The organism is Pseudomonas auratipiscis (assembly GCF_036324085.1).
GTDB lineage: Bacteria > Pseudomonadota > Gammaproteobacteria > Pseudomonadales > Pseudomonadaceae > Aquipseudomonas > Aquipseudomonas auratipiscis.
On record NZ_JAZDCU010000013.1, the window covers coordinates 30,530 to 48,009 of the forward strand.

A 17,480-nucleotide genomic window follows, 5' to 3' on the forward strand; every position below is an offset into this window, starting at 1 on the left:
TTTTTCACCTTATTCAAACCTGCGCAATCCATTTGCGATGCGTATGGATCGACATTAAAACTCCAAACGCTGACAGCAGCGTCACCAACGAAGTTCCACCATAACTAATGAAGGGCAGCGGCACGCCCACAACCGGCAACAGGCCACTGACCATACCGATATTGACGAATACATAAACGAAAAAAGTCATCGTCAAGCTGCCAGCCAGCAACTTGCCGTAAAGGGTTTGCGCCTGCGCGGTAATAACCAGGCCACGACCGATCAACAACAGGTAGATGAGCAGCAGCGCACAGATACCCACCAAGCCAAACTCTTCGCCCAGCACGGCGATGATGAAGTCGGTGTGGCTTTCCGGGAGAAAGTCCAGGTGCGACTGGGTACCCAGCAGCCAACCCTTGCCAAACACCCCGCCCGAGCCAATGGCTGCTTTGGACTGAATAATGTTCCAGCCGGTGCCCAAGGGATCGCTTTCCGGATCGAGGAAGGTCAGGACCCGCTGCTTCTGGTAGTCGTGCATGACAAAGAACCACATGGCCACCGCCACCGGCACCGCTGCAGCAATTACGCTGAGAATCCAGCGCCAGCGCAGCCCCCCCATGAACAGTACAAAAGCGCCTGAAGCGAGAATCAGCAAGGCAGTGCCCAGATCGGGCTGACGCACGATAAGAATGAACGGCACGCCAATCATGATCAGACTGATCATTACATGCTTCAGGTGCGGCGGCAGTGAGCGCTTGGCCAGGTACCAGGCAATGGTCGCCGGCATGATGATCTTCATGAATTCCGAAGGCTGGAAGCGGATCACCCCGGGAATGTTGATCCAGCGTGTAGCCCCCATGGCGTTATGGCCCATGACGTCGACGACCACCAGCAGGATAACCCCACAGATGTACGCCAACGGCACCCAACGCGCCATGAACCGCGGCTCCAACTGGGCAATGACGAACATCGAGACCAGGCCGATGCCAAAAGAGCTGGCCTGCTTGAGCAGCAAATCCCAGTTCTTGCCGCTGGCCGAATAAAGCACGAACAGGCTGCCAGCCGCCAGGGTCAGCAGCAGGATCAGCAAGGGGCCGTCGATATGGATGCGCTGAAGGAAGCTGGCGCGACGGCGCATCACATCCTCACTGGAGAGCATGCGATCGAAATTACTCATCACGGGGCCGGTTCCTGAGCGATGGACGGGTTGGCGTATTCAGGTTTCAGGCGGCCGTCGGGACCCAGCAGCCAGGCATCCATGACCTGCCGCACCACGGGTGCAGCAACGCCAGAGCCAGACTCACCGTTCTCGACCATCACCGATACCACGATCTTCGGATTGTCTGCCGGGGCGAAACCAACGAACAGGGCATGGTCGCGGTGACGTTCCTGAAGCTTGTTGCGGTCGTACTTCTCGCCCTGCTTGATCGCCACCACCTGAGCGGTACCACTCTTGCCGGCGATCCGGTACTGCGCACCGATGGAAGCCTTGCGTGCAGTACCCCGGGCACCGTGCATCACCTGCTCCATGCCGTGGGTGACCTTGTTCCAGTCGGACTTGTCACGCAGGACGATGTCTTCCATCGGGTTTTCGTCCACAGGCGGCAAACCCTCGATGGTCTTGGCCAGGTGCGGACGGTTCCACTTGCCCTTGCTGGCAATCAGTGCAGTTGCCTGGGCCAATTGCAACGGTGTGGTCTGCATGTAGCCCTGGCCAATACCAAGAATCAAGGTTTCACCCGGGAACCAGGCCTGACGACGGGTCGCACGCTTCCATTCGCGCGAAGGCATCAGCCCCGGTGATTCCTCGAACATGTCCAGCGAAACCTTCTGACCAATACCGAAGCGATTCATGTAGGCCGACAGGCGATCGATGCCCATCTTGTGTGCCAAGTCGTAGAAGTAGGTGTCGTTGGAACGCATGATCGCGGTGTCGAGATCGACCCAGCCGTCACCGCTACGGTTCCAGTTACGATACTTGTGATCGTAATTGGGCAGTTGATAGTAGCCTGGGTCGAACACCCGACTCGTCGCCGTGATCACGCCACTGTCGAGCCCGGCGATGGCCACGGCCGGTTTGATCGTCGAGCCTGGTGGGTACAGTCCGCGCAGCACACGGTTGAACAGCGGTCGATCGATTGAATCGCGCAATTCGGCGTAGGCCTTGAAACTGATGCCCGTCACGAACAGGTTAGGATCGAAACTCGGCTGGCTGACCATCGCCAGGACCTCACCCGTATTCGGATCGAGGGCCACAATGGCGCCACGACGACCGGCCAGCGCATTCTCGGCGGCTTCCTGCAACTTGATGTCCAGGCTCAGAACGATGTCTTTGCCTGGAATCGGGTCAGTACGCTTGAGCACTCGCAACACGCGGCCGCGGGCGTTGGTCTCGACCTCTTCATAGCCGACCTGGCCATGCAGTTCGGGCTCGTAGAAGCGTTCCACCCCGGTCTTGCCGATATGATGGGTGCCGCTGTAGTTGACCGGATCAAGGGTCTTGAGCTCTTTCTCGTTGATTCGCCCGACATAGCCGACCGAGTGAGCGAAATGCGCACCCTGAGGGTAATGCCGCACCAACTGGGCCACCACCTCAACCCCGGGGAGGCGGAATTGATTGACCGCAATGCGGGCAATCTGCTCCTCGGTGAGTTCGAACAGGATAGGTACCGGTTCGAACGGCCGGCGCCCCTGACGCATACGCTTCTCGAAGAGGGTACGGTCGTCTGGGGTCAATTCCAGCACTTCGACGATCACATCGAGCACCTGCTGCCAATCCCCGGAACGCTCGCGGGTCATGCTCAAGCTGAAGCTTGGCCGGTTATCGGCGATGATCACCCCATTTCGATCGAAAATCAGCCCACGCGTAGGCGGAATCGGCTGCACGTGCACTCGGTTGTTTTCCGACAAGGTCGAGTGGTACTCGTACTGGATCACCTGCAGGTAATAGAGGCGAGCGATCAGCACGCAGATCAGCAGGACGATTGCCACGGCACCGACCACGACGCGACTGCGCACCATACGGGCGTCTTTCTCGTGATCCTTGAGGCGAATCGGCTGCGTCATTGAAAGGCTTACAGGTCTATTTGTGGTAAGGGTGCCCGGACAACACGGTCCAGGCGCGGTACAGCTGTTCGCCGATCAGTATCCTTACCAATGGGTGGGGCAGGGTCAGCGGCGACAGCGACCAGCGCTGTTCGGCCCGCGCACAGACTTCCGGCGCCAGCCCTTCCGGGCCGCCGACCATAAAGTTCACCGTGCGTGAGTCCAGCCGCCAGCGGTCGAGCTCGACCGCCAGTTGCTCGGTACTCCAGGGCTTGCCATGGACCTCCAGGGTGACAATCCGTTCCCCTGGCTGGACCTTGGCGAGCATAGCCTCACCCTCCTGACGAATCAGACGAGCGACATCGGCATTTTTGCCCCGGGTATTGAGCGCAATTTCCACCAGCTCAAGCGAAAGCTCCGAGGGCAGGCGCTTGGCATATTCATGCCAACCGTCCTCGACCCACTTGGGCATGCGCGAGCCGACCGCGATAAGACGCAGACGCACGAGCCTTCCTTATTCCCGGTCTTTGAGATTGTCGGAGTAGGCGTGGGTGTTTTCCGGGCTGTGGTGCTTGCCATCGGCGGCGCGGCTTTGCTCGGCACCCATCCACAGACGCTCAAGGTCGTAGAACTGACGGGCTGCAGCAGTCATCATGTGCACGATAACGTCGTTGAGGTCGAGCAGGACCCAGTCGCTGTCGCCCTTGCCTTCTTCGCCCAACGGCTGAATGCCCTTGGCCTTGACCTGCTCGCGAACCTTTTCCAGCATCGCCGAGATCTGGCGGTTGGAGGTACCGGTGGCAATGATCATGTAGTCGGTCAGACTGTGCTTGTCGCGCACGTCAATGACCTGGATGTCCTGGGCCTTGACGTCTGCCAGGGCGGCCTTGGTCAGTTCGACCAGTTCTTCGGCACTTACGGCACTGTGTTTTTGCTTGGTCATATAAAACTCATTCAACTCAATAGTGTGAGGCGCTTCGCAGCACCTTCAGTTCGGCGCACGGTACAGGTTGTGCGCATCGATGTAGGCCAGTACTGCGTCCGGCACCAGAAACCGCACCGACTTGCCGCTGGCCAGCAGCTGTCGGATCTGCGTGGCTGACACCGCAAGCGGCGTCTGCCAGACGAATGCAATATTTCCCGCTGGCCCAACCAGGGCCTGCGGGTCACTGACTGAGCGTGCGGCCAACAGGTTGCGCAGGGCATCCGGTGGCTCGACGTCGGCATCCGGGCGTTGCAGTACCAGGATGTGACAGTGTTGCAGCAATTCTTCCCAACGATGCCAACTGGGCAGGCCGCAAAATGCATCCCAACCCAGTAGCAGAAACAGTTGATCCGTAGCGGCCAGTTCAGCACGCATCAGCTCTAGTGTCTCGATGGTATACGACGGCGTGTCGCGCGCCAGTTCGCGCGCATCCACCGACAATGTCCGCACGCCTTCCACCGCACAGCGGACCATCGCCAGACGGTCCTGCGCCGATACCTGCGGCGTATTGCGGTGTGGCGGGCGAGCATTGGGCATCAGCCGCAGCTCGTCCAACGCCAGTCCTTCGGCCACCTCGAGCGCACTGCGCAAATGACCGATGTGCACCGGGTCGAATGTCCCGCCGAGCACGCCAATGCGCCGGGCGGTCGACATCGTCATGACTGGGGCGAGCGGTTTGCGCTCAGCCAAGTCAGATCGACTCCTGTCCACGCAGTTGACCGTCACCGATCACTACGTATTTTTCGCAGGTCAGGCCTTCCAGGCCGACCGGGCCGCGAGCATGCAGCTTATCGGTGGAAATACCGATCTCTGCGCCCAGGCCGTATTCGAAACCGTCTGCAAAGCAGGTTGGGGTGTTGATCATTACCGAAGAGGAATCGACCTCGGCGGTGAAGCGCCGGGCCTGGCCCTGGTGTTCGGTAACGATGGAATCGGTGTGGTGCGAACCGTAGCGGTTGATGTGCTCGATAGCCTGGTCCAGACCGTCTACCACGCGAATCGACAGGATCGCGGCGAGGTACTCGGTGTTCCAGTCTTCTTCAGTGGCCGGCAGCGCTTCGATAATTTCGCGTGTGCGCTCGCAACCACGCAGTTCGACACCTTTTTCCCGAAATTGACTCGCCATTTCCGGCAGGAAGTCCGCGGCGACCCGCTGATCGACCAGCAAGGTTTCCATCGCACCGCAAATGCCATAACGGTAGGTCTTGGCGTTGAAAGCGATGCGTCGGGCCTTGTCCAGCTCGGCATGTTCGGCGACATAGACGTGGCAGATGCCGTCCAGATGCTTGATCACCGGCACACGCGCATCACGGCTGACCCGCTCGATCAGGCCCTTACCGCCTCGCGGCACGATCACATCGACATACTCAGGCATGCTGATCAGCGCGCCTACTGCCTCTCGGTCGGTGGTTTCTACCACCTGCACAACCGCAGCGGGCAGACCGGCTTCGGCCAGGCCGCGCTGGATGCAGGCAGCAATGGCACGATTGGAATGAATCGCTTCGGAACCGCCGCGCAAAATAGTGGAATTGCCCGACTTCAAGCACAGGCTGGCCGCATCGATGGTCACGTTTGGGCGTGATTCGTAGATGATCCCAATCACCCCCAGCGGTACGCGCATCTTGCCGACCTGGATACCCGATGGCCGGTAGCTCATGTCACGAATGGCACCGACCGGATCAGGAAGACTGGCCACCTGGCGCAAGCCGACGATCATGCTGTCGATGCGCGCAGGCGTCAGCGCCAGACGCTCGAGCATGGCAGCTTCCAGTCCGTTGGCGCGGCCAGCGGCCAGATCCAGTTCGTTGGCAGCGGACAATTCGTCGCGAGCAGCGTCCAGCGCATTGGCAGCAGCCTGCAAGGCGCGATTTTTCTGCGCGGTGCTGGCACGACCGATGACGCGAGAAGCCTCGCGGGCAGCGCGACCCAGGCGGGTCATGTAGTCAAGAACGGACTCAGTCATGGGCTCAGTGGTCTTGGCGAAGGGGAAAATCGGCTGAGTATAACTGTCACGCCGCCCGACGCCCAGCGGTGACAGGCGGATGGTCGAAAACACTTATACAAAACCTGTAGCAGTGGGCTCGCCTCGCGCTGCCAGATGGCCGGGGACCAGCGACCGTTGCGCAGCTCACCGCCGGGCAAGCTCGCTCCAAGCCGGGAAGAAATTGCTATTATCGGCCACTAACTACTGCGAAACCGCCAGCATGCCCGACTCCGCCCCCTGCCCGCCCCGGGCCTTGCCCGACAGCTTCTTCGACCGCGACCCGCAGGAACTGGCCAAGGCATTGCTGGGCAAGGTCATCCGCCATCGTCATGGCCCTTACTGGCTATCGGCGCGAATCATTGAAACCGAGGCCTACTACCTCAGCGACAAAGGCAGCCACGCATCGCTGGGTTACACCGAGAAGCGCAAGGCGCTGTTCCTCAATGGCGGGCACATCTACATGTACTATGCTCGCGGCGGTGATTCGCTGAACTTCAGCGCTCACGGGCCCGGCAACGCTGTACTGATCAAATCTGCCTTTCCATTTGTCGACGCAATCTCCGACGACAACAGCCTGGCACAAATGCAGCTGAACAACCCCGACGCCAGCGGCGAACCGCGCCCAGTCGAGCGCCTGTGCGCCGGGCAGACCCTGCTATGCAAGGCCCTGGGCCTGAAGGTGCCGAACTGGGATGCCAAACGCTTCGATCCTGAACAACTGTTCGTCGAAGACTGCGGTATCAATGTGAAACACATTATCCAAACAACCCGCCTAGGCATTCCCACTGGCCGCGATGAACATCTGCTGTTTCGTTTCGTTGACGCCGACTTTGCCCGCCAGTGCACACGGAACCCGCTGCGCCGGGGGCAAGTCGAAGGCCGGGACTATTTTTTACTGACACAAGGAAACTGACACGATGGGCCAATGGCTCGACAGCCTTACCGGTTGGCTAGGTGCCAACCCGCAATGGCTAGGCTTGGCGATTTTTCTGGTGGCCTGCGTGGAATGCCTGGCGATCGCCGGCATCATCGTGCCCGGCACGGTGTTGCTGTTCGCCGTGGCTGTATTGGCCGGCAGTGGCGCCCTGTCGCTGGGTGAAACCCTGCTGCTGGGATTCTTTGGCGGCCTGCTGGGTGACGCCATCTCTTATACACTGGGGCGCAAGTTCCATCAGAACATCCGCCGACTACCGCTATTGCGCCATCACCCGGAATGGATCGGCGGCGCAGAAAGCTATTTCCAGCGCTACGGCATCGCCAGCTTGTTGGTCGGTCGCTTTATCGGGCCGCTACGGCCCATGCTGCCGATGGTCGCCGGTATGTTCGACATGCCCCTGCCACGCTTTATTGCCGTCAGCCTGCTGGCTGGCGCCGGATGGTCGGTGGCCTACCTGCTACCCGGCTGGGCGACAGGTGCGGCGATGCGCCTGCCGCTGCCCGAAGGCTTCTGGCTCGATGCCGGGATGATTTCTGCCGGCCTGGCATTGCTGGTGGGTGTGAGCATCAACTGCAGTCTGCGCAGCATGCGTTACGGCACCCGGGTAATTGCCGCGCTTAGCCTGGTGGCACTGGCAGCCTTGTTTCTCGGTTGGCCATACCTGCACGAGTTCGACCAGGGCTTGATGACCCTGATCCAGGAGCATCGCAGCACCTTCATCGATGGCAGCGTGGTACTGATCACGCGCATGGGTGATTTTCGCACCCAGTTCATCCTTGGCGGGCTGTTGACCGGGTTATTGCTATTGGCGCGACAATGGCGACCAGCGATTTTTGCCGGCGTTACGCTGATTGGTACGGCACTGGCCAATGGCAGCCTGAAATGGCTGTTTGCCCGCGCCCGCCCAGAGGTCTTGAGCGATCCGTTGACAACTTACAGTATGCCCAGTGGCCACAGCTCGGCAGCATTTGCGTTCTTCCTGGTGCTGGCGGTACTGGCAGGACGCGGCCAACCGGCGCGCATGCGCCTGACCTGGATTTTGCTCGGCTGCTTGCCGGCATTGGCGATTGCACTTTCTAGGGTGTATCTGGGTGCGCATTGGCCAACCGATATTCTCGCTGGCGCCATGCTTGCCTGCTGCATCTGCGCTACCAGCCTGACCCTGATCCAGCGCCGCGAGCCTCTTACCGCCCTGCCGTTGAAGGTCTGGTGGCTGATTCTGCCGGCGTGTGTCGCCTTGCTGGCGTTCTTCAGCCTGCATTCGCTGCCACACGCCCTGCTGCGCTACCAATACTGACGGATCAGGCGAACAGCTCCCCTTGTAGCCGATCAAGCAATGCCTGGATGGCGTCCAGGCGTTGCTGCGGGGAGTCGATCTCGAGCAGTTCGAGCTTGTCTTCCTCGACAAAGGGCAGCAAGTAGGCCAGCTGGTTGGCCAGCGCCTGCTGACCCGCAACTGTCACCGGCATACCCAGGGCCTCGACCATCGGGTGCTCGCCCAAGGCCTGCAGCAGTGCGAGCAGATCGTGGTGATCATCCTCCAGGGGGCTGTCCTCCAGCTCAGGCAACCAGGACACATCGGCCATCAACAGTTGGTCCTTCTGCACCTCGAACGGCCCCACGCGAAAACGTCGGGTGCCCTCGACTCGGATGCCGAGCAAGCCGTTGTCCTGCTGCTGGAAATCGCGAATCACCGCCTCGCAGCCGATCTGCGAAAAGCCTGTGGGCGCTGTGCCAACCTGCTGCCCCTCGAGAATGCACACCACTCCGAAGCCGCCACCCTGCTTCATGATGCGGCCGATCATGTCGAGATAGCGTGCTTCAAAGATCTGCAAATCAAGGAAGCATCCTGGGAACAGCACGGTATTGAGCGGAAACAGGGGTAACGTCATTGCAAGTCCTCAAGCTACCAGGCTGACTGCCAACGGCAGGAACACCGCGGTGGCAACCCCCATCAGGCTCATCGCCAGTGCCGCAAAGGCACCACATTCATCACTTTCCTGCAGGGCTACCGACGTTCCCACCGCATGAGCGGTGACACCCAACGCCATGCCCCGGGCTTCGGGACTGTGCACCCCGCAGCGCGATAACAGGCCGGGGCCGAAGATCGCGCCGATAACACCGGTAATCAGCACGAACACCGCCGCCAAAGCTGCGACGCCGCCGATCTGCTCAGCCACCAGCATGGCAATTGGCGAGGTGACCGACTTGGGCGCCATGGTCATCAGGATCATGTGCTCGGCACCAAACCACCAGCCAAGCAAAACGCAGGCCCCCGTCGCCACCACCCCTCCGATTACCAGCGTAGTAAAGGTAGGCCAGAACAGCTGACGAATCCGTCGCAGATTGAGATACAGCGGCACGGCCAGCGCAACGGTCGCAGGACCGAGGAGAATGCTCATGATCTCGGTACTTTTTCGATACTCATTGTAAGAAAGGCCACAAGCGAGCAGTACGCCAATGACTACAAGCATCGAGACCAACACCGGCTGCAAAAAAATCCAGCGGGTTTTCTCATAGGCTGCCAACACCAGTTGGTAAGCCCCGAGAGTTATGCCGATGCCGAACAGTGGGTGGTGAATGACAGCGTTCACGGCGCCGCTCCAGTCCAGGCTCATGGCTGCCCCTCACGCTTGCCCTGGCGGGCGATAAGCTTTTGCATCAGCACGCCGACAAAGGCCAGGGTGATCAGGGCAGACAGCACCAGTGCGCCGACGATGGCCCAAAAGTCCGCGGCGATGTCCGCCGCATACACCATCACCCCCACCGCTGGCGGCACCAGCAGCAATGGCAGGTAGCGCAGCAAGCTGTTGGCTGCCTCGCTCAAGGGCGCACCGACTTCACCACGCATCATGAGAAACACCAGTAGCAGCAAAAGACCGATGATCGGCCCAGGCAAAATGGGCACAAACAAATGGTTGATCGCCGTTCCAACCAACTGAAACAGCACCAGCCAGGTCAAACCACGCAACAGCATAACTTTCTCCTTCGGGCCTGGCGGCCATTATAAGCACGCTAACGAGCTGCCTATGTCCTGATATTCGCCTAAAACATGGCGACTTGACCGCTCTGTGCAGGCGTGATGATCTTAGACTTTCGAATCTGCCAAAGTCATAACAAAACCAAAAACAATCTGGAGAGTCACGATGCCCTATGTACCTGTTGCAGAGCTTTCGCAGTACGTTGGTAAGGAACTGGGACGTTCCGAATGGCTGACCATCGATCAAGACCGCATCAACCTGTTCGCCGAAGCCACCGGCGACTTTCAGTTCATTCACGTAGACCCCGAGAAAGCGGCGAAAACACCCTTTGGCAGCACCATCGCCCACGGCTTTCTGACCCTGTCGCTGATCCCCAAGCTGATGGAAGGCATCCTGGTACTTCCTGAAGGGCTGAAAATGGTGGTCAACTACGGCCTCGACAGCGTGCGTTTCATCCAACCCGTGAAAGTCGACAGCAATGTCAGGTTGAAGGTCGACCTGGCCGAGGCTATCGAAAAGAAGCCCGGCCAATGGCTGCTGAAGATTACCGCAACCCTGGAAATCGAAGGCCAGGAAAAGCCGGCCTATATCGCCGAACCGTTGACGCTCTGCTTCGTCTGAAGCTGCCTTATGCTGAAACAGCTCTGTGGCTGTTTCAGTCAGCACATTGTGCGGCATACTCGGGGTCTTACTCGTCCGGACCCCGTCATGCGCCCACTCGTTCCGCTTGCCCTGACCCTACTGCTCACTGCCTGTGGTGATGGCGAGCCGCTGCTCCCCCCTGACGCTCGGTTGCCGGATGGCGGGCGTTACCGTGGGCAGATGGTCGATGGTCTACTCCAGGGCGAGGGACGCATCGATTACCCCAACGGCAGTTGGTATGCCGGTAATTTCCAGGCTGGCCAATGGCACGGCCAGGGTGAGTGGCACGGCAGCAATGGCGAGGTTTACCGCGGTCAGTTCCAGCAAGGCCTGTTCCACGGCCAAGGCACCCTGAAAACCACGGGCAGCAGCTACACCGGCGGTTTCAAGATGGGGCGCCGCGATGGCGAAGGTACCCTCAAAGAAAACGGCCTGCTGTATCGCGGCCAGTTCAAGGACGATCAGTACAACGGCGCCGGACAGCTGGAGTTGGCCGACGGTAGCCAGTACCAGGGCTTGTTCGCCCACGGCAAGCCCAATGGCGAGGGCATTCGCAGCGACATCAGCGGCAACCAGTTCAGCGGTCACTTCAAGGACGGCCAGCTTGAAGGCAGCGGAACCTTCAATAGCGCCGAAGGCGACCAGTACATCGGGGCCTTTCGCGACAATCACCTGGAAGGACGTGGCCGGTATGAAAGCACAGACGGCGACGTCTGGATCGGCCAGTTCAAGGACGGCACCCTCAATGGCAAAGGCGAACTGATCGGCGCCGACGGCAGCCATTACAAGGGCAGCTTCGACGACTGGCGCTTCTCGGGCCAGGGACGCCTGCAACTGGCCGATGGTAGCCTGTATGTCGGGGGCTTCGAAAACGATACTTATCACGGCCATGGCCGCCTGACCTCAGCCGATGGCAGCAGCCAGAGTGGCTACTGGGTCAATGGCCAACGTGTGCGCGACGAACAGGGCCGACTGCTACCCGATCCATTGGAGCTGGCGTTACTCAATCAAGGTCACTTGCTGGAGCAAGCACTCGCCAAAGTGCCCGCCTCGACGCCTGAGATCGAACTGTACAGCCTGGCTCTGGCCGGTGACGGCAAACAAAGTGTGTTTCTGCGCGAAGCCAACTATGTCAGCGCACTGCTGAAAAGTCGTTTTGGCGCGGTGGGCCAGATAAACCTGCTCAACCACCGCGATCATCTCGATGACAAGGCCCTGGCGACCCGTGAGAACCTTGCCCGAGCGGCGCGCACGCTGGCCGAGCGAACCGGCCCTGAAGATCTGGTCTTTATCTACCTGACCAGCCATGGCAGCCCAGACCACGAACTGGTGCTCGACATCCCACGCCTGCAATTGGCCGACCTGCCTGCCGACGCGCTCGCCAATTCACTGGCGCCACTGAAGGATCGCGACAAGATCATCGTAATCTCCGCCTGCTACTCCGGTGGGTACATCGATTCGCTCAAAGACAGCAAGACCCTGATCATGACGGCATCGCGCGCCGACCGCGTGTCCTTTGGCTGTTCGGAAGAAGCCGACTTCACCTATTTCGGCGACGCGCTGTTCGCTCAGGCTCTGAACCAGACAGACGATCTGCGCCAGGCCTTTGAACTGGCCAAGGCCAGCGTTGCCGAACGTGAGGCAGCGGAAGGTTTTGACCCTTCCGAACCGCAAATCTGGGCGCCCAGCGAGGTGCTCGAACACTGGCAACGGCTGCGCCAGCAACAGGCGCGCAAGGCGTTGCAAAGCAATGCAGGCAAAGAGACAGTGCATGCAAAAAGTGTCAGCAACCACTAAGCTGACTGTATCAAGGGAGAGACATCATGTACTTGACGCCTCAGCACATCCTGCTTGCCGGAGCCACCGGACTTACCGGTGAACATCTACTCGACCGGTTGCTCAACGAGCCTACCGTCAGCCGCGTCCTGGCCCCTACACGGCGCCCCCTGGCCGAACACCCGCACCTGGAAAACCCGGTCGGCGATCCTGCCATTTTCTTGCCGCAGTTGGCCGGTCGCGTCGATATCGCCTTTTGCTGCCTGGGAACCACGATCAAGCAGGCGGGTTCGGAACCTGCCTTTCGCGCGGTCGATCTGGACATGGTGGTTGCCTTCGGCAAGCGTGCTCGCGAGATGGGCGCGCGCCATCTGCTGGTGGTGAGCGCCTTGGGGGCTGACTCGAAATCCTCGGTTTTCTATAACCGCGTCAAAGGTGAGATGGAAGAAGCCCTGAAGGCACAGGACTGGCCACAATTGACCATTGCCCGACCTTCGTTGCTGCTTGGCGACCGGGTAGAGCCGCGCCTGGCCGAGCGCGTGGCCGGTCCGCTGTCAAAGCTGATTCCCGGCAAATACCGCGGCATCGAAGCCTGCCAATTGGCCCGCGCGCTGTGGCGCCTGGCGCTGGAAGAGCAGGATGGGATTCGCATTGTCGAATCGGACGAGCTGCGTAAGCTCGGAAAATAATCGCGGGGCTTGCCCCGCGTTACAACCACCCGCTACAACCCTCCAGTCGCCTGAAACCCCACGCCCAACGCGGTCAAAACCGACAAGGGCAACAACAAGGTATCAAGCAAGACGCTCCCTGGCAGATCCAACCCCGGATAACTCGGGGCCTCGGCGCCAAAGCGGTCCATGGCGCAACAACCACCTTGCATCGCGTACAAGTCCAGACGCGTGCCACTGTAGACCAGCGGCGCACCCGGCTTGGCCGCATCCAGCGTACGCACGGTCGCGCAGCCGCTAACCAACAAACCCAGCAAGGCGATAACCAGCAGCCGCTTCATTCATCCGCGCCGAGGTGATACTCGCCCCAACGTGGCAGCATGTCCTGGGGAATGTTCAGCAGGTTGAGAATTCTGGCCACCACAAAGTCGATCAGGTCATCGATCGTCTGCGGCTGGTGATAGAACCCAGGCGCCGCTGGCAGGATCACCGCCCCCATGTTCGACAACTTGAGCATGTTCTCGAGGTGGATGGTCGAAAATGGCGCCTCACGCGGTACCAGAATCAATTGCCGACGCTCCTTGAGGGTGACGTCGGCAGCACGCTCGATCAGGTTGTTGCAGGCGCCGGTGGCAATTGCCGACAACGTACCGGTAGAACACGGCACCACCACCATCGCGGCCGGTGCCCCGGAGCCGGAGGCCACCGGAGACATCCAGTCTTCTTTGCCATACACCCGGATCTGCCCATCGGCAGCGCCGGTGTACTCAGTAAGAAACGCCTGTATCGCCTGAGGCTTGGCCGGAAGCACCACATCGGTCTCGGTGGACATCACCAGTTGCGCTGCCTTGGAGATCAGAAAATGCACCTCACGGTCTTCGCGCACCAAGCAATCGAGCAGGCGCAGACCATACTGCGCCCCCGACGCCCCGGTCATCGCCAGGGTGATGCGTTCCGGCCCGCTCATTTCAGCGCCTCGGCCAACTTGCCGTGCAGACCGCCAAAGCCACCGTTGCTCATGATCACCACTTGGGTGCCGGGCTTGGCCTGGCTCTTGACCCGCTCGATGATCGCTTCAAGGCTGTCGGCAACCACGGCAGGCACCTTGCACTGCGCGGCAGTGGCGGCCAAATCCCAACCAAGGTTGGGCGGCGCGTACCAGATCACCTGATCGGCGTCGTTGACGCTTTCCGGCAAACCATCGCGGTGGGCACCCAGCTTCATCGAGTTGGAGCGCGGCTCGATTACTGCAATCAGCGGGGCATCGCCAATGCGCTTGCGCAAACCGTCGAGGGTGGTGGCAATGGCCGTAGGGTGATGGGCAAAGTCGTCATAGATAGTAACGCCTTGCACTTCGGCGACTTTCTCCATGCGCCGCTTCACGCTTTTGAACGCACTGAGCGCAGCAATACCCATGGCTGGCACTACGCCAACATGACGGGCTGCCGCCAGGGTGGCCAAAGCGTTGGCCACGTTGTGCTGACCGGTCAACTCCCACTCGACAACACCCTGCGGCTCGCCGTCAAAGCTGACTTCGAAACGCGAGCCGTCTGCGCTGAGCAACTTGACCTGCCACTGCCCGCCTTCACCGGTGGTCTGCACCGGGGTCCAGCAACCCATCTTGATCACGCGATCGAGGGCAGGTTCGGTAGTTGGATGAATGACCAGGCCTTCACTCGGGATAGTCCGCACCAAATGATGGAACTGTCGCTCGATGGAAGCCAGGTCTGGGAAAATGTCCGCATGATCAAACTCAAGGTTATTGAGGATCGCGGTACGCGGGCGGTAGTGAACAAATTTTGAGCGCTTGTCGAAGAAGGCGCTGTCGTATTCATCGGCCTCGACCACGAAAAACGGCGTACCGCCCAACCGCGCAGACACCGAGAAATTCTGTGGCACACCACCGATCAAGAAGCCGGGGCTCATGCCCGCATGCTCCAGCACCCAGGCCAGCATGCTGCTGGTGGTGGTTTTGCCGTGAGTACCGGCCACTGCCAACACCCAACGCCCCTGCAAAACGTGATCAGCCAGCCACTGCGGGCCCGACACATAAGGCAAGCCCTTGTTGAGCACATACTCAACCGCAGGGTTGCCGCGTGAGAGCGCATTGCCGATTACCACCAGGTCTGGTGCCGGGTCCAGTTGGGCGGCGTCATAACCCTGGGTCAGTTCGATGCCCTGGGCTTGAAGCTGAGTGCTCATGGGAGGATAGACATTGGCGTCGGAGCCCGTTACCCGATGCCCCAGTTCTTTGGCCAGCACTGCCAGAGAACCCATGAACGTGCCGCAGATACCAAGAATATGAATGTGCATTATCGACCTCACAAAACGTCGAGGCAGGGTAGCCCAGGGCGCAGGAATTCGCATCCTGTGTTTCGCTCAAAGGCGCCTGGCGATGCCGTGCTTGCGAAGTTTTCGATACAAGGTATTGCGGCTAACCCCCAACTGCGCGGCCACATGCGTCATGTGCCAGCGCTGTTGCTCCAGCGCTGCCAACAGAGCCCCACGCTCCGCATCCTCCAAAGGCGCCGCCCCTACCCCCGGTGAGACCGGGCTTGCCCCGCGCAGTGCCCGCTCCGCCCGAATAACGGCCGGAAGCTGCGCATGTTCAATACAACCATCATCACAAAGCGCCACCAAGGTGCGCAGAACCGTACGCAACTGACGCACGTTTCCCGGCCAGGCAAACGCCAGTAACGCGCGCCGTGAGTCTGCAGCCAGGCTCACCACCTGCTCACCCGCCTCCTGGGCCAGAATGAAATCCAACAATTGCGACTTGTCACTGCGCTCACGCAAAGCCGGAAGTGCGATCTCCAGGCCGTTGAGGCGGTAGTAAAGGTCTTCGCGAAAACTGCCATCCTCAACCCGCTCCAGCAGGTTGCGGTGTGTGGCGCTGATAATGCGCACGTTGACAGCCTGGGGTTCGCCCCCAATCGGCACCACCATGCGGTCCTCCAGCACCCGCAACAATCGGGTTTGCAGGGCCAAAGGCATGTCGCCAATCTCATCGAGCAGCAAGGTACCGCCGTCTGCCTGCTGAAGCTTGCCGCGCATGCCCTCCTTGCGCGCACCAGTAAAACTGCCACCGCGATAACCAAACAACTCGCTCTCGATCAGGCTTTCCGGAATGGAGGCACAGTTCAGAGCGACAAACGCCTGGTCGCGGCGCTCACTGGCCTGATGCACTGCTTTGGCAAAGGCTTCCTTGCCGCTACCGGTTTCACCATTGATCAGCAACGGCACATCACGTTCGAACACCCGTATCGCTCGGCGAAACTCGTTTTGCAGCAACGGGTCGAGCAAGCAGATGCTCTCAGCTTTTTCTATCTTTTTACCCGGCAACGGCGTTGGCACCAACGGCCGCGCCGGGGCACGCACCTGCCCACGCAAACTGGCGAACAACAGACGACCATCGCGGGTGCGCAGCGGCCAACTGGTGCTGGCCTGCACGGTCGCACGACTGAACAGCTCATCCAGGGCACAATCGAAAAACATCTCTACGGGCTTGCCCAGCACACCACCACGAATGGCCCCAAGCAGATTCAATGCGCTCTGGTTGACGGCACAAATACGCCCGTCACCATCGAAGGCCAGCAAACCCTCACTGAACAAGCCGACCGATTCGGCCTGCAGATGAAAGCGCAGCAGCCACTGATTTTCGAAATAGCGCAGGAAGTAACAACTCTCGATCATCTTCGCCGAGAGATTGACCAAGGCCATGGTATGAAACTGGCTTTGCCGCGATACATCCGGGCGAGCCGATGAAACATCGAGCACCGCCAGCAGTTCGCCATGAGGGTCGAACACCGGGCTGGCGGAGCAAGTAAGGCCGGTGTGGCGGCCGCGAAAATGTTCGTCCTGATGGATGGTCAGGGCCTGGCGCTCAACCAGGCACGTGCCAATGCCATTGGTACCTTCGCAGGCTTCACTCCAGTCAGCGCCAAGCCATAACCCGGCACGCTCGAAGATACGTCGTTCGGTGGGGGCGGTGACGCAATTGAGGATCACCCCACGGGCGTCGGTGAGCAACACCGCATGCCCAGCCCCTGACAATTGCTGATGCAAACTGCTCATCTCGGTGCCCGCGATCTGCAACACCTGTTGCAAGCGCTCGCGACTTTCGAGCACGCGGCCATGCTCAAGAACGGTCGGCGCAACGCTCAGGGCCGGATCGAGATGGTAGTCCTCAACGCAACGCAGCCACGAACGGGCAATAGAAGGATCACTGCCGGGGCCTTGGGTCTGGGCCTTGCCCTGAGTCACCGTCAGCACTTGCCGGGCATGCCGGCTGAGATGATTGTTCTGCACTTTTTATTGTTCTCCGCAGACGAGATAGACCCAGCATCCTCCACCCGCCCGCGCATTGCAATGTTGAGGTGACCGCCAGGTCACCGTCTGTGCCATTAGCGGTACAAACTGTCACTCCCCTTGTACCGACACTGCTACAGCAGCAACCGGGATCGTCACACAAAATCACGTAACC

The 17,480-nt window shown here is 60.1% G+C and carries 18 protein-coding genes; 5 read left to right on the top strand and 13 right to left on the bottom strand.

Going from position 1 to position 17,480, the window contains the following annotated elements; translation table 11 throughout:
- Positions 1-13: 13 nt before the first annotated feature.
- Genes rodA through V0R60_RS18000 form a run of 6 tightly spaced genes read right to left on the bottom strand, consistent with a single transcriptional unit; the run spans position 14 to position 5,972 of the window.
- On the bottom strand, positions 14-1,117 hold the full coding sequence (gene rodA / locus V0R60_RS17975) for a rod shape-determining protein RodA (RefSeq protein WP_168198505.1): 1,104 nt from the start codon (positions 1,115-1,117) through the stop codon (positions 14-16).
- Positions 1,118-1,155: 38 nt separating this feature from the next.
- Complete coding sequence (gene mrdA, locus V0R60_RS17980; protein ID WP_330080435.1) at positions 1,156-3,045, bottom strand: penicillin-binding protein 2; 1,890 nt, start codon at positions 3,043-3,045, stop codon at positions 1,156-1,158.
- Positions 3,046-3,061: 16 nt separating this feature from the next.
- Positions 3,062-3,529, bottom strand: coding sequence for a 23S rRNA (pseudouridine(1915)-N(3))-methyltransferase RlmH (gene rlmH, locus V0R60_RS17985; RefSeq protein WP_136474330.1), 468 nt, complete (start codon positions 3,527-3,529; stop codon positions 3,062-3,064).
- A 9-nt stretch (positions 3,530-3,538) separates the two neighbouring features.
- On the bottom strand, positions 3,539-3,967 hold the full coding sequence (gene rsfS, locus V0R60_RS17990; protein WP_136474329.1) for a ribosome silencing factor: 429 nt from the start codon (positions 3,965-3,967) through the stop codon (positions 3,539-3,541).
- A 45-nt stretch (positions 3,968-4,012) separates the two neighbouring features.
- A complete protein-coding gene (nadD, locus tag V0R60_RS17995) occupies positions 4,013-4,669 on the bottom strand; it encodes a nicotinate-nucleotide adenylyltransferase (protein ID WP_375547289.1) in 657 nt (218 codons plus the stop codon).
- A 31-nt stretch (positions 4,670-4,700) separates the two neighbouring features.
- On the bottom strand, positions 4,701-5,972 hold the full coding sequence (locus tag V0R60_RS18000) for a glutamate-5-semialdehyde dehydrogenase (RefSeq protein WP_330080483.1): 1,272 nt from the start codon (positions 5,970-5,972) through the stop codon (positions 4,701-4,703).
- Between the two features lie 241 nt (positions 5,973-6,213).
- Here V0R60_RS18000 and V0R60_RS18005 point away from each other — a divergent pair, with 241 nt between their 5' ends.
- Both V0R60_RS18005 and V0R60_RS18010 read left to right on the top strand, forming a co-directional pair.
- Complete coding sequence (locus tag V0R60_RS18005) at positions 6,214-6,906, top strand: DNA-3-methyladenine glycosylase (protein WP_136474328.1); 693 nt, start codon at positions 6,214-6,216, stop codon at positions 6,904-6,906.
- Positions 6,907-6,910: 4 nt separating this feature from the next.
- Positions 6,911-8,227, top strand: a complete 1,317-nt coding sequence (locus tag V0R60_RS18010; protein ID WP_136474327.1) for a bifunctional DedA family/phosphatase PAP2 family protein — start codon at positions 6,911-6,913, stop codon at positions 8,225-8,227.
- 4 nt (positions 8,228-8,231) lie between these two features.
- On the opposite strand, the gene V0R60_RS18015 is transcribed toward V0R60_RS18010, so the two are convergent.
- The 3 genes from V0R60_RS18015 to V0R60_RS18025 are packed head-to-tail and all read right to left on the bottom strand — an operon-like array spanning position 8,232 to position 9,907.
- A complete protein-coding gene (locus tag V0R60_RS18015; RefSeq protein WP_136474326.1) occupies positions 8,232-8,822 on the bottom strand; it encodes an LON peptidase substrate-binding domain-containing protein in 591 nt (196 codons plus the stop codon).
- A gap of 9 nt (positions 8,823-8,831) precedes the next feature.
- Positions 8,832-9,548, bottom strand: coding sequence for an LrgB family protein (locus V0R60_RS18020; protein ID WP_136474325.1), 717 nt, complete (start codon positions 9,546-9,548; stop codon positions 8,832-8,834).
- The gene (locus tag V0R60_RS18025) at positions 9,545-9,907 is read right to left on the bottom strand and encodes a CidA/LrgA family protein (RefSeq protein WP_136474324.1); all 363 of its coding nucleotides are present in this window, start codon (positions 9,905-9,907) and stop codon (positions 9,545-9,547) included. The genes V0R60_RS18020 and V0R60_RS18025 overlap by 4 nt, the downstream gene beginning before the upstream one ends.
- Positions 9,908-10,076: 169 nt before the next feature.
- On the opposite strand from V0R60_RS18025, the gene V0R60_RS18030 reads away from it, so the two are divergent.
- The 3 genes from V0R60_RS18030 to V0R60_RS18040 all read left to right on the top strand — a co-directional run bounded on the left by V0R60_RS18030 (position 10,077) and on the right by V0R60_RS18040 (position 13,018).
- The gene (locus V0R60_RS18030) at positions 10,077-10,532 is read left to right on the top strand and encodes a MaoC family dehydratase (RefSeq protein WP_136474323.1); all 456 of its coding nucleotides are present in this window, start codon (positions 10,077-10,079) and stop codon (positions 10,530-10,532) included.
- Positions 10,533-10,619: 87 nt separating this feature from the next.
- The gene (locus tag V0R60_RS18035; RefSeq protein ID WP_330080436.1) at positions 10,620-12,350 is read left to right on the top strand and encodes a C13 family peptidase; all 1,731 of its coding nucleotides are present in this window, start codon (positions 10,620-10,622) and stop codon (positions 12,348-12,350) included.
- 26 nt (positions 12,351-12,376) lie between these two features.
- On the top strand, positions 12,377-13,018 hold the full coding sequence (locus V0R60_RS18040; RefSeq protein WP_136474321.1) for an oxidoreductase: 642 nt from the start codon (positions 12,377-12,379) through the stop codon (positions 13,016-13,018).
- 32 nt (positions 13,019-13,050) lie between these two features.
- Here the strand turns inward: V0R60_RS18040 and V0R60_RS18045 are convergent, their stop codons facing one another.
- The 4 genes from V0R60_RS18045 to V0R60_RS18060 form a co-directional block, all read right to left on the bottom strand.
- On the bottom strand, positions 13,051-13,338 hold the full coding sequence (locus V0R60_RS18045) for a YceK/YidQ family lipoprotein (protein WP_136474320.1): 288 nt from the start codon (positions 13,336-13,338) through the stop codon (positions 13,051-13,053).
- Positions 13,335-13,964: a flavin prenyltransferase UbiX gene (ubiX, locus tag V0R60_RS18050; protein ID WP_136474319.1), complete on the bottom strand. Its 630-nt coding sequence runs from the start codon at positions 13,962-13,964 to the stop codon at positions 13,335-13,337. The genes V0R60_RS18045 and ubiX overlap by 4 nt, the downstream gene beginning before the upstream one ends.
- Complete coding sequence (mpl, locus tag V0R60_RS18055; RefSeq protein ID WP_203479777.1) at positions 13,961-15,310, bottom strand: UDP-N-acetylmuramate:L-alanyl-gamma-D-glutamyl-meso-diaminopimelate ligase; 1,350 nt, start codon at positions 15,308-15,310, stop codon at positions 13,961-13,963. Before mpl ends, ubiX begins: the two co-directional genes overlap by 4 nt.
- A 66-nt stretch (positions 15,311-15,376) precedes the next feature.
- Positions 15,377-17,305: a sigma-54-dependent Fis family transcriptional regulator gene (locus tag V0R60_RS18060; protein WP_330080437.1), complete on the bottom strand. Its 1,929-nt coding sequence runs from the start codon at positions 17,303-17,305 to the stop codon at positions 15,377-15,379.
- Positions 17,306-17,480 lie beyond the last annotated feature (175 nt).

Bases quoted from the DNA above. Each gene is read 5' to 3' on its own strand.
- mrdA (WP_330080435.1), bottom strand. From the start codon at position 3,045: ATGACGCAGCCGATTCGCCTCAAGGATCACGAGAAAGACGCCCGTATG.
- V0R60_RS18000 (WP_330080483.1), bottom strand. From the start codon at position 5,972: ATGACTGAGTCCGTTCTTGACTACATGACCCGCCTGGGTCGCGCTGCC.
- V0R60_RS18015 (WP_136474326.1), bottom strand. From the start codon at position 8,822: ATGACGTTACCCCTGTTTCCGCTCAATACCGTGCTGTTCCCAGGATGC.
- V0R60_RS18035 (WP_330080436.1), top strand. From the start codon at position 10,620: ATGCGCCCACTCGTTCCGCTTGCCCTGACCCTACTGCTCACTGCCTGT.
- nadD (WP_375547289.1), bottom strand. From the start codon at position 4,669: ATGACGATGTCGACCGCCCGGCGCATTGGCGTGCTCGGCGGGACATTC.
- V0R60_RS18040 (WP_136474321.1), top strand. From the start codon at position 12,377: ATGTACTTGACGCCTCAGCACATCCTGCTTGCCGGAGCCACCGGACTT.
- ubiX (WP_136474319.1), bottom strand. From the start codon at position 13,964: ATGAGCGGGCCGGAACGCATCACCCTGGCGATGACCGGGGCGTCGGGG.
- V0R60_RS18005 (WP_136474328.1), top strand. From the start codon at position 6,214: ATGCCCGACTCCGCCCCCTGCCCGCCCCGGGCCTTGCCCGACAGCTTC.
- V0R60_RS18030 (WP_136474323.1), top strand. From the start codon at position 10,077: ATGCCCTATGTACCTGTTGCAGAGCTTTCGCAGTACGTTGGTAAGGAA.
- mpl (WP_203479777.1), bottom strand. From the start codon at position 15,310: ATGCACATTCATATTCTTGGTATCTGCGGCACGTTCATGGGTTCTCTG.
- V0R60_RS18045 (WP_136474320.1), bottom strand. From the start codon at position 13,338: ATGAAGCGGCTGCTGGTTATCGCCTTGCTGGGTTTGTTGGTTAGCGGC.
- rodA (WP_168198505.1), bottom strand. From the start codon at position 1,117: ATGCGCCGTCGCGCCAGCTTCCTTCAGCGCATCCATATCGACGGCCCC.
- V0R60_RS18010 (WP_136474327.1), top strand. From the start codon at position 6,911: ATGGGCCAATGGCTCGACAGCCTTACCGGTTGGCTAGGTGCCAACCCG.
- V0R60_RS18020 (WP_136474325.1), bottom strand. From the start codon at position 9,548: ATGAGCCTGGACTGGAGCGGCGCCGTGAACGCTGTCATTCACCACCCA.
- V0R60_RS18025 (WP_136474324.1), bottom strand. From the start codon at position 9,907: ATGCTGTTGCGTGGTTTGACCTGGCTGGTGCTGTTTCAGTTGGTTGGA.
- rsfS (WP_136474329.1), bottom strand. From the start codon at position 3,967: ATGACCAAGCAAAAACACAGTGCCGTAAGTGCCGAAGAACTGGTCGAA.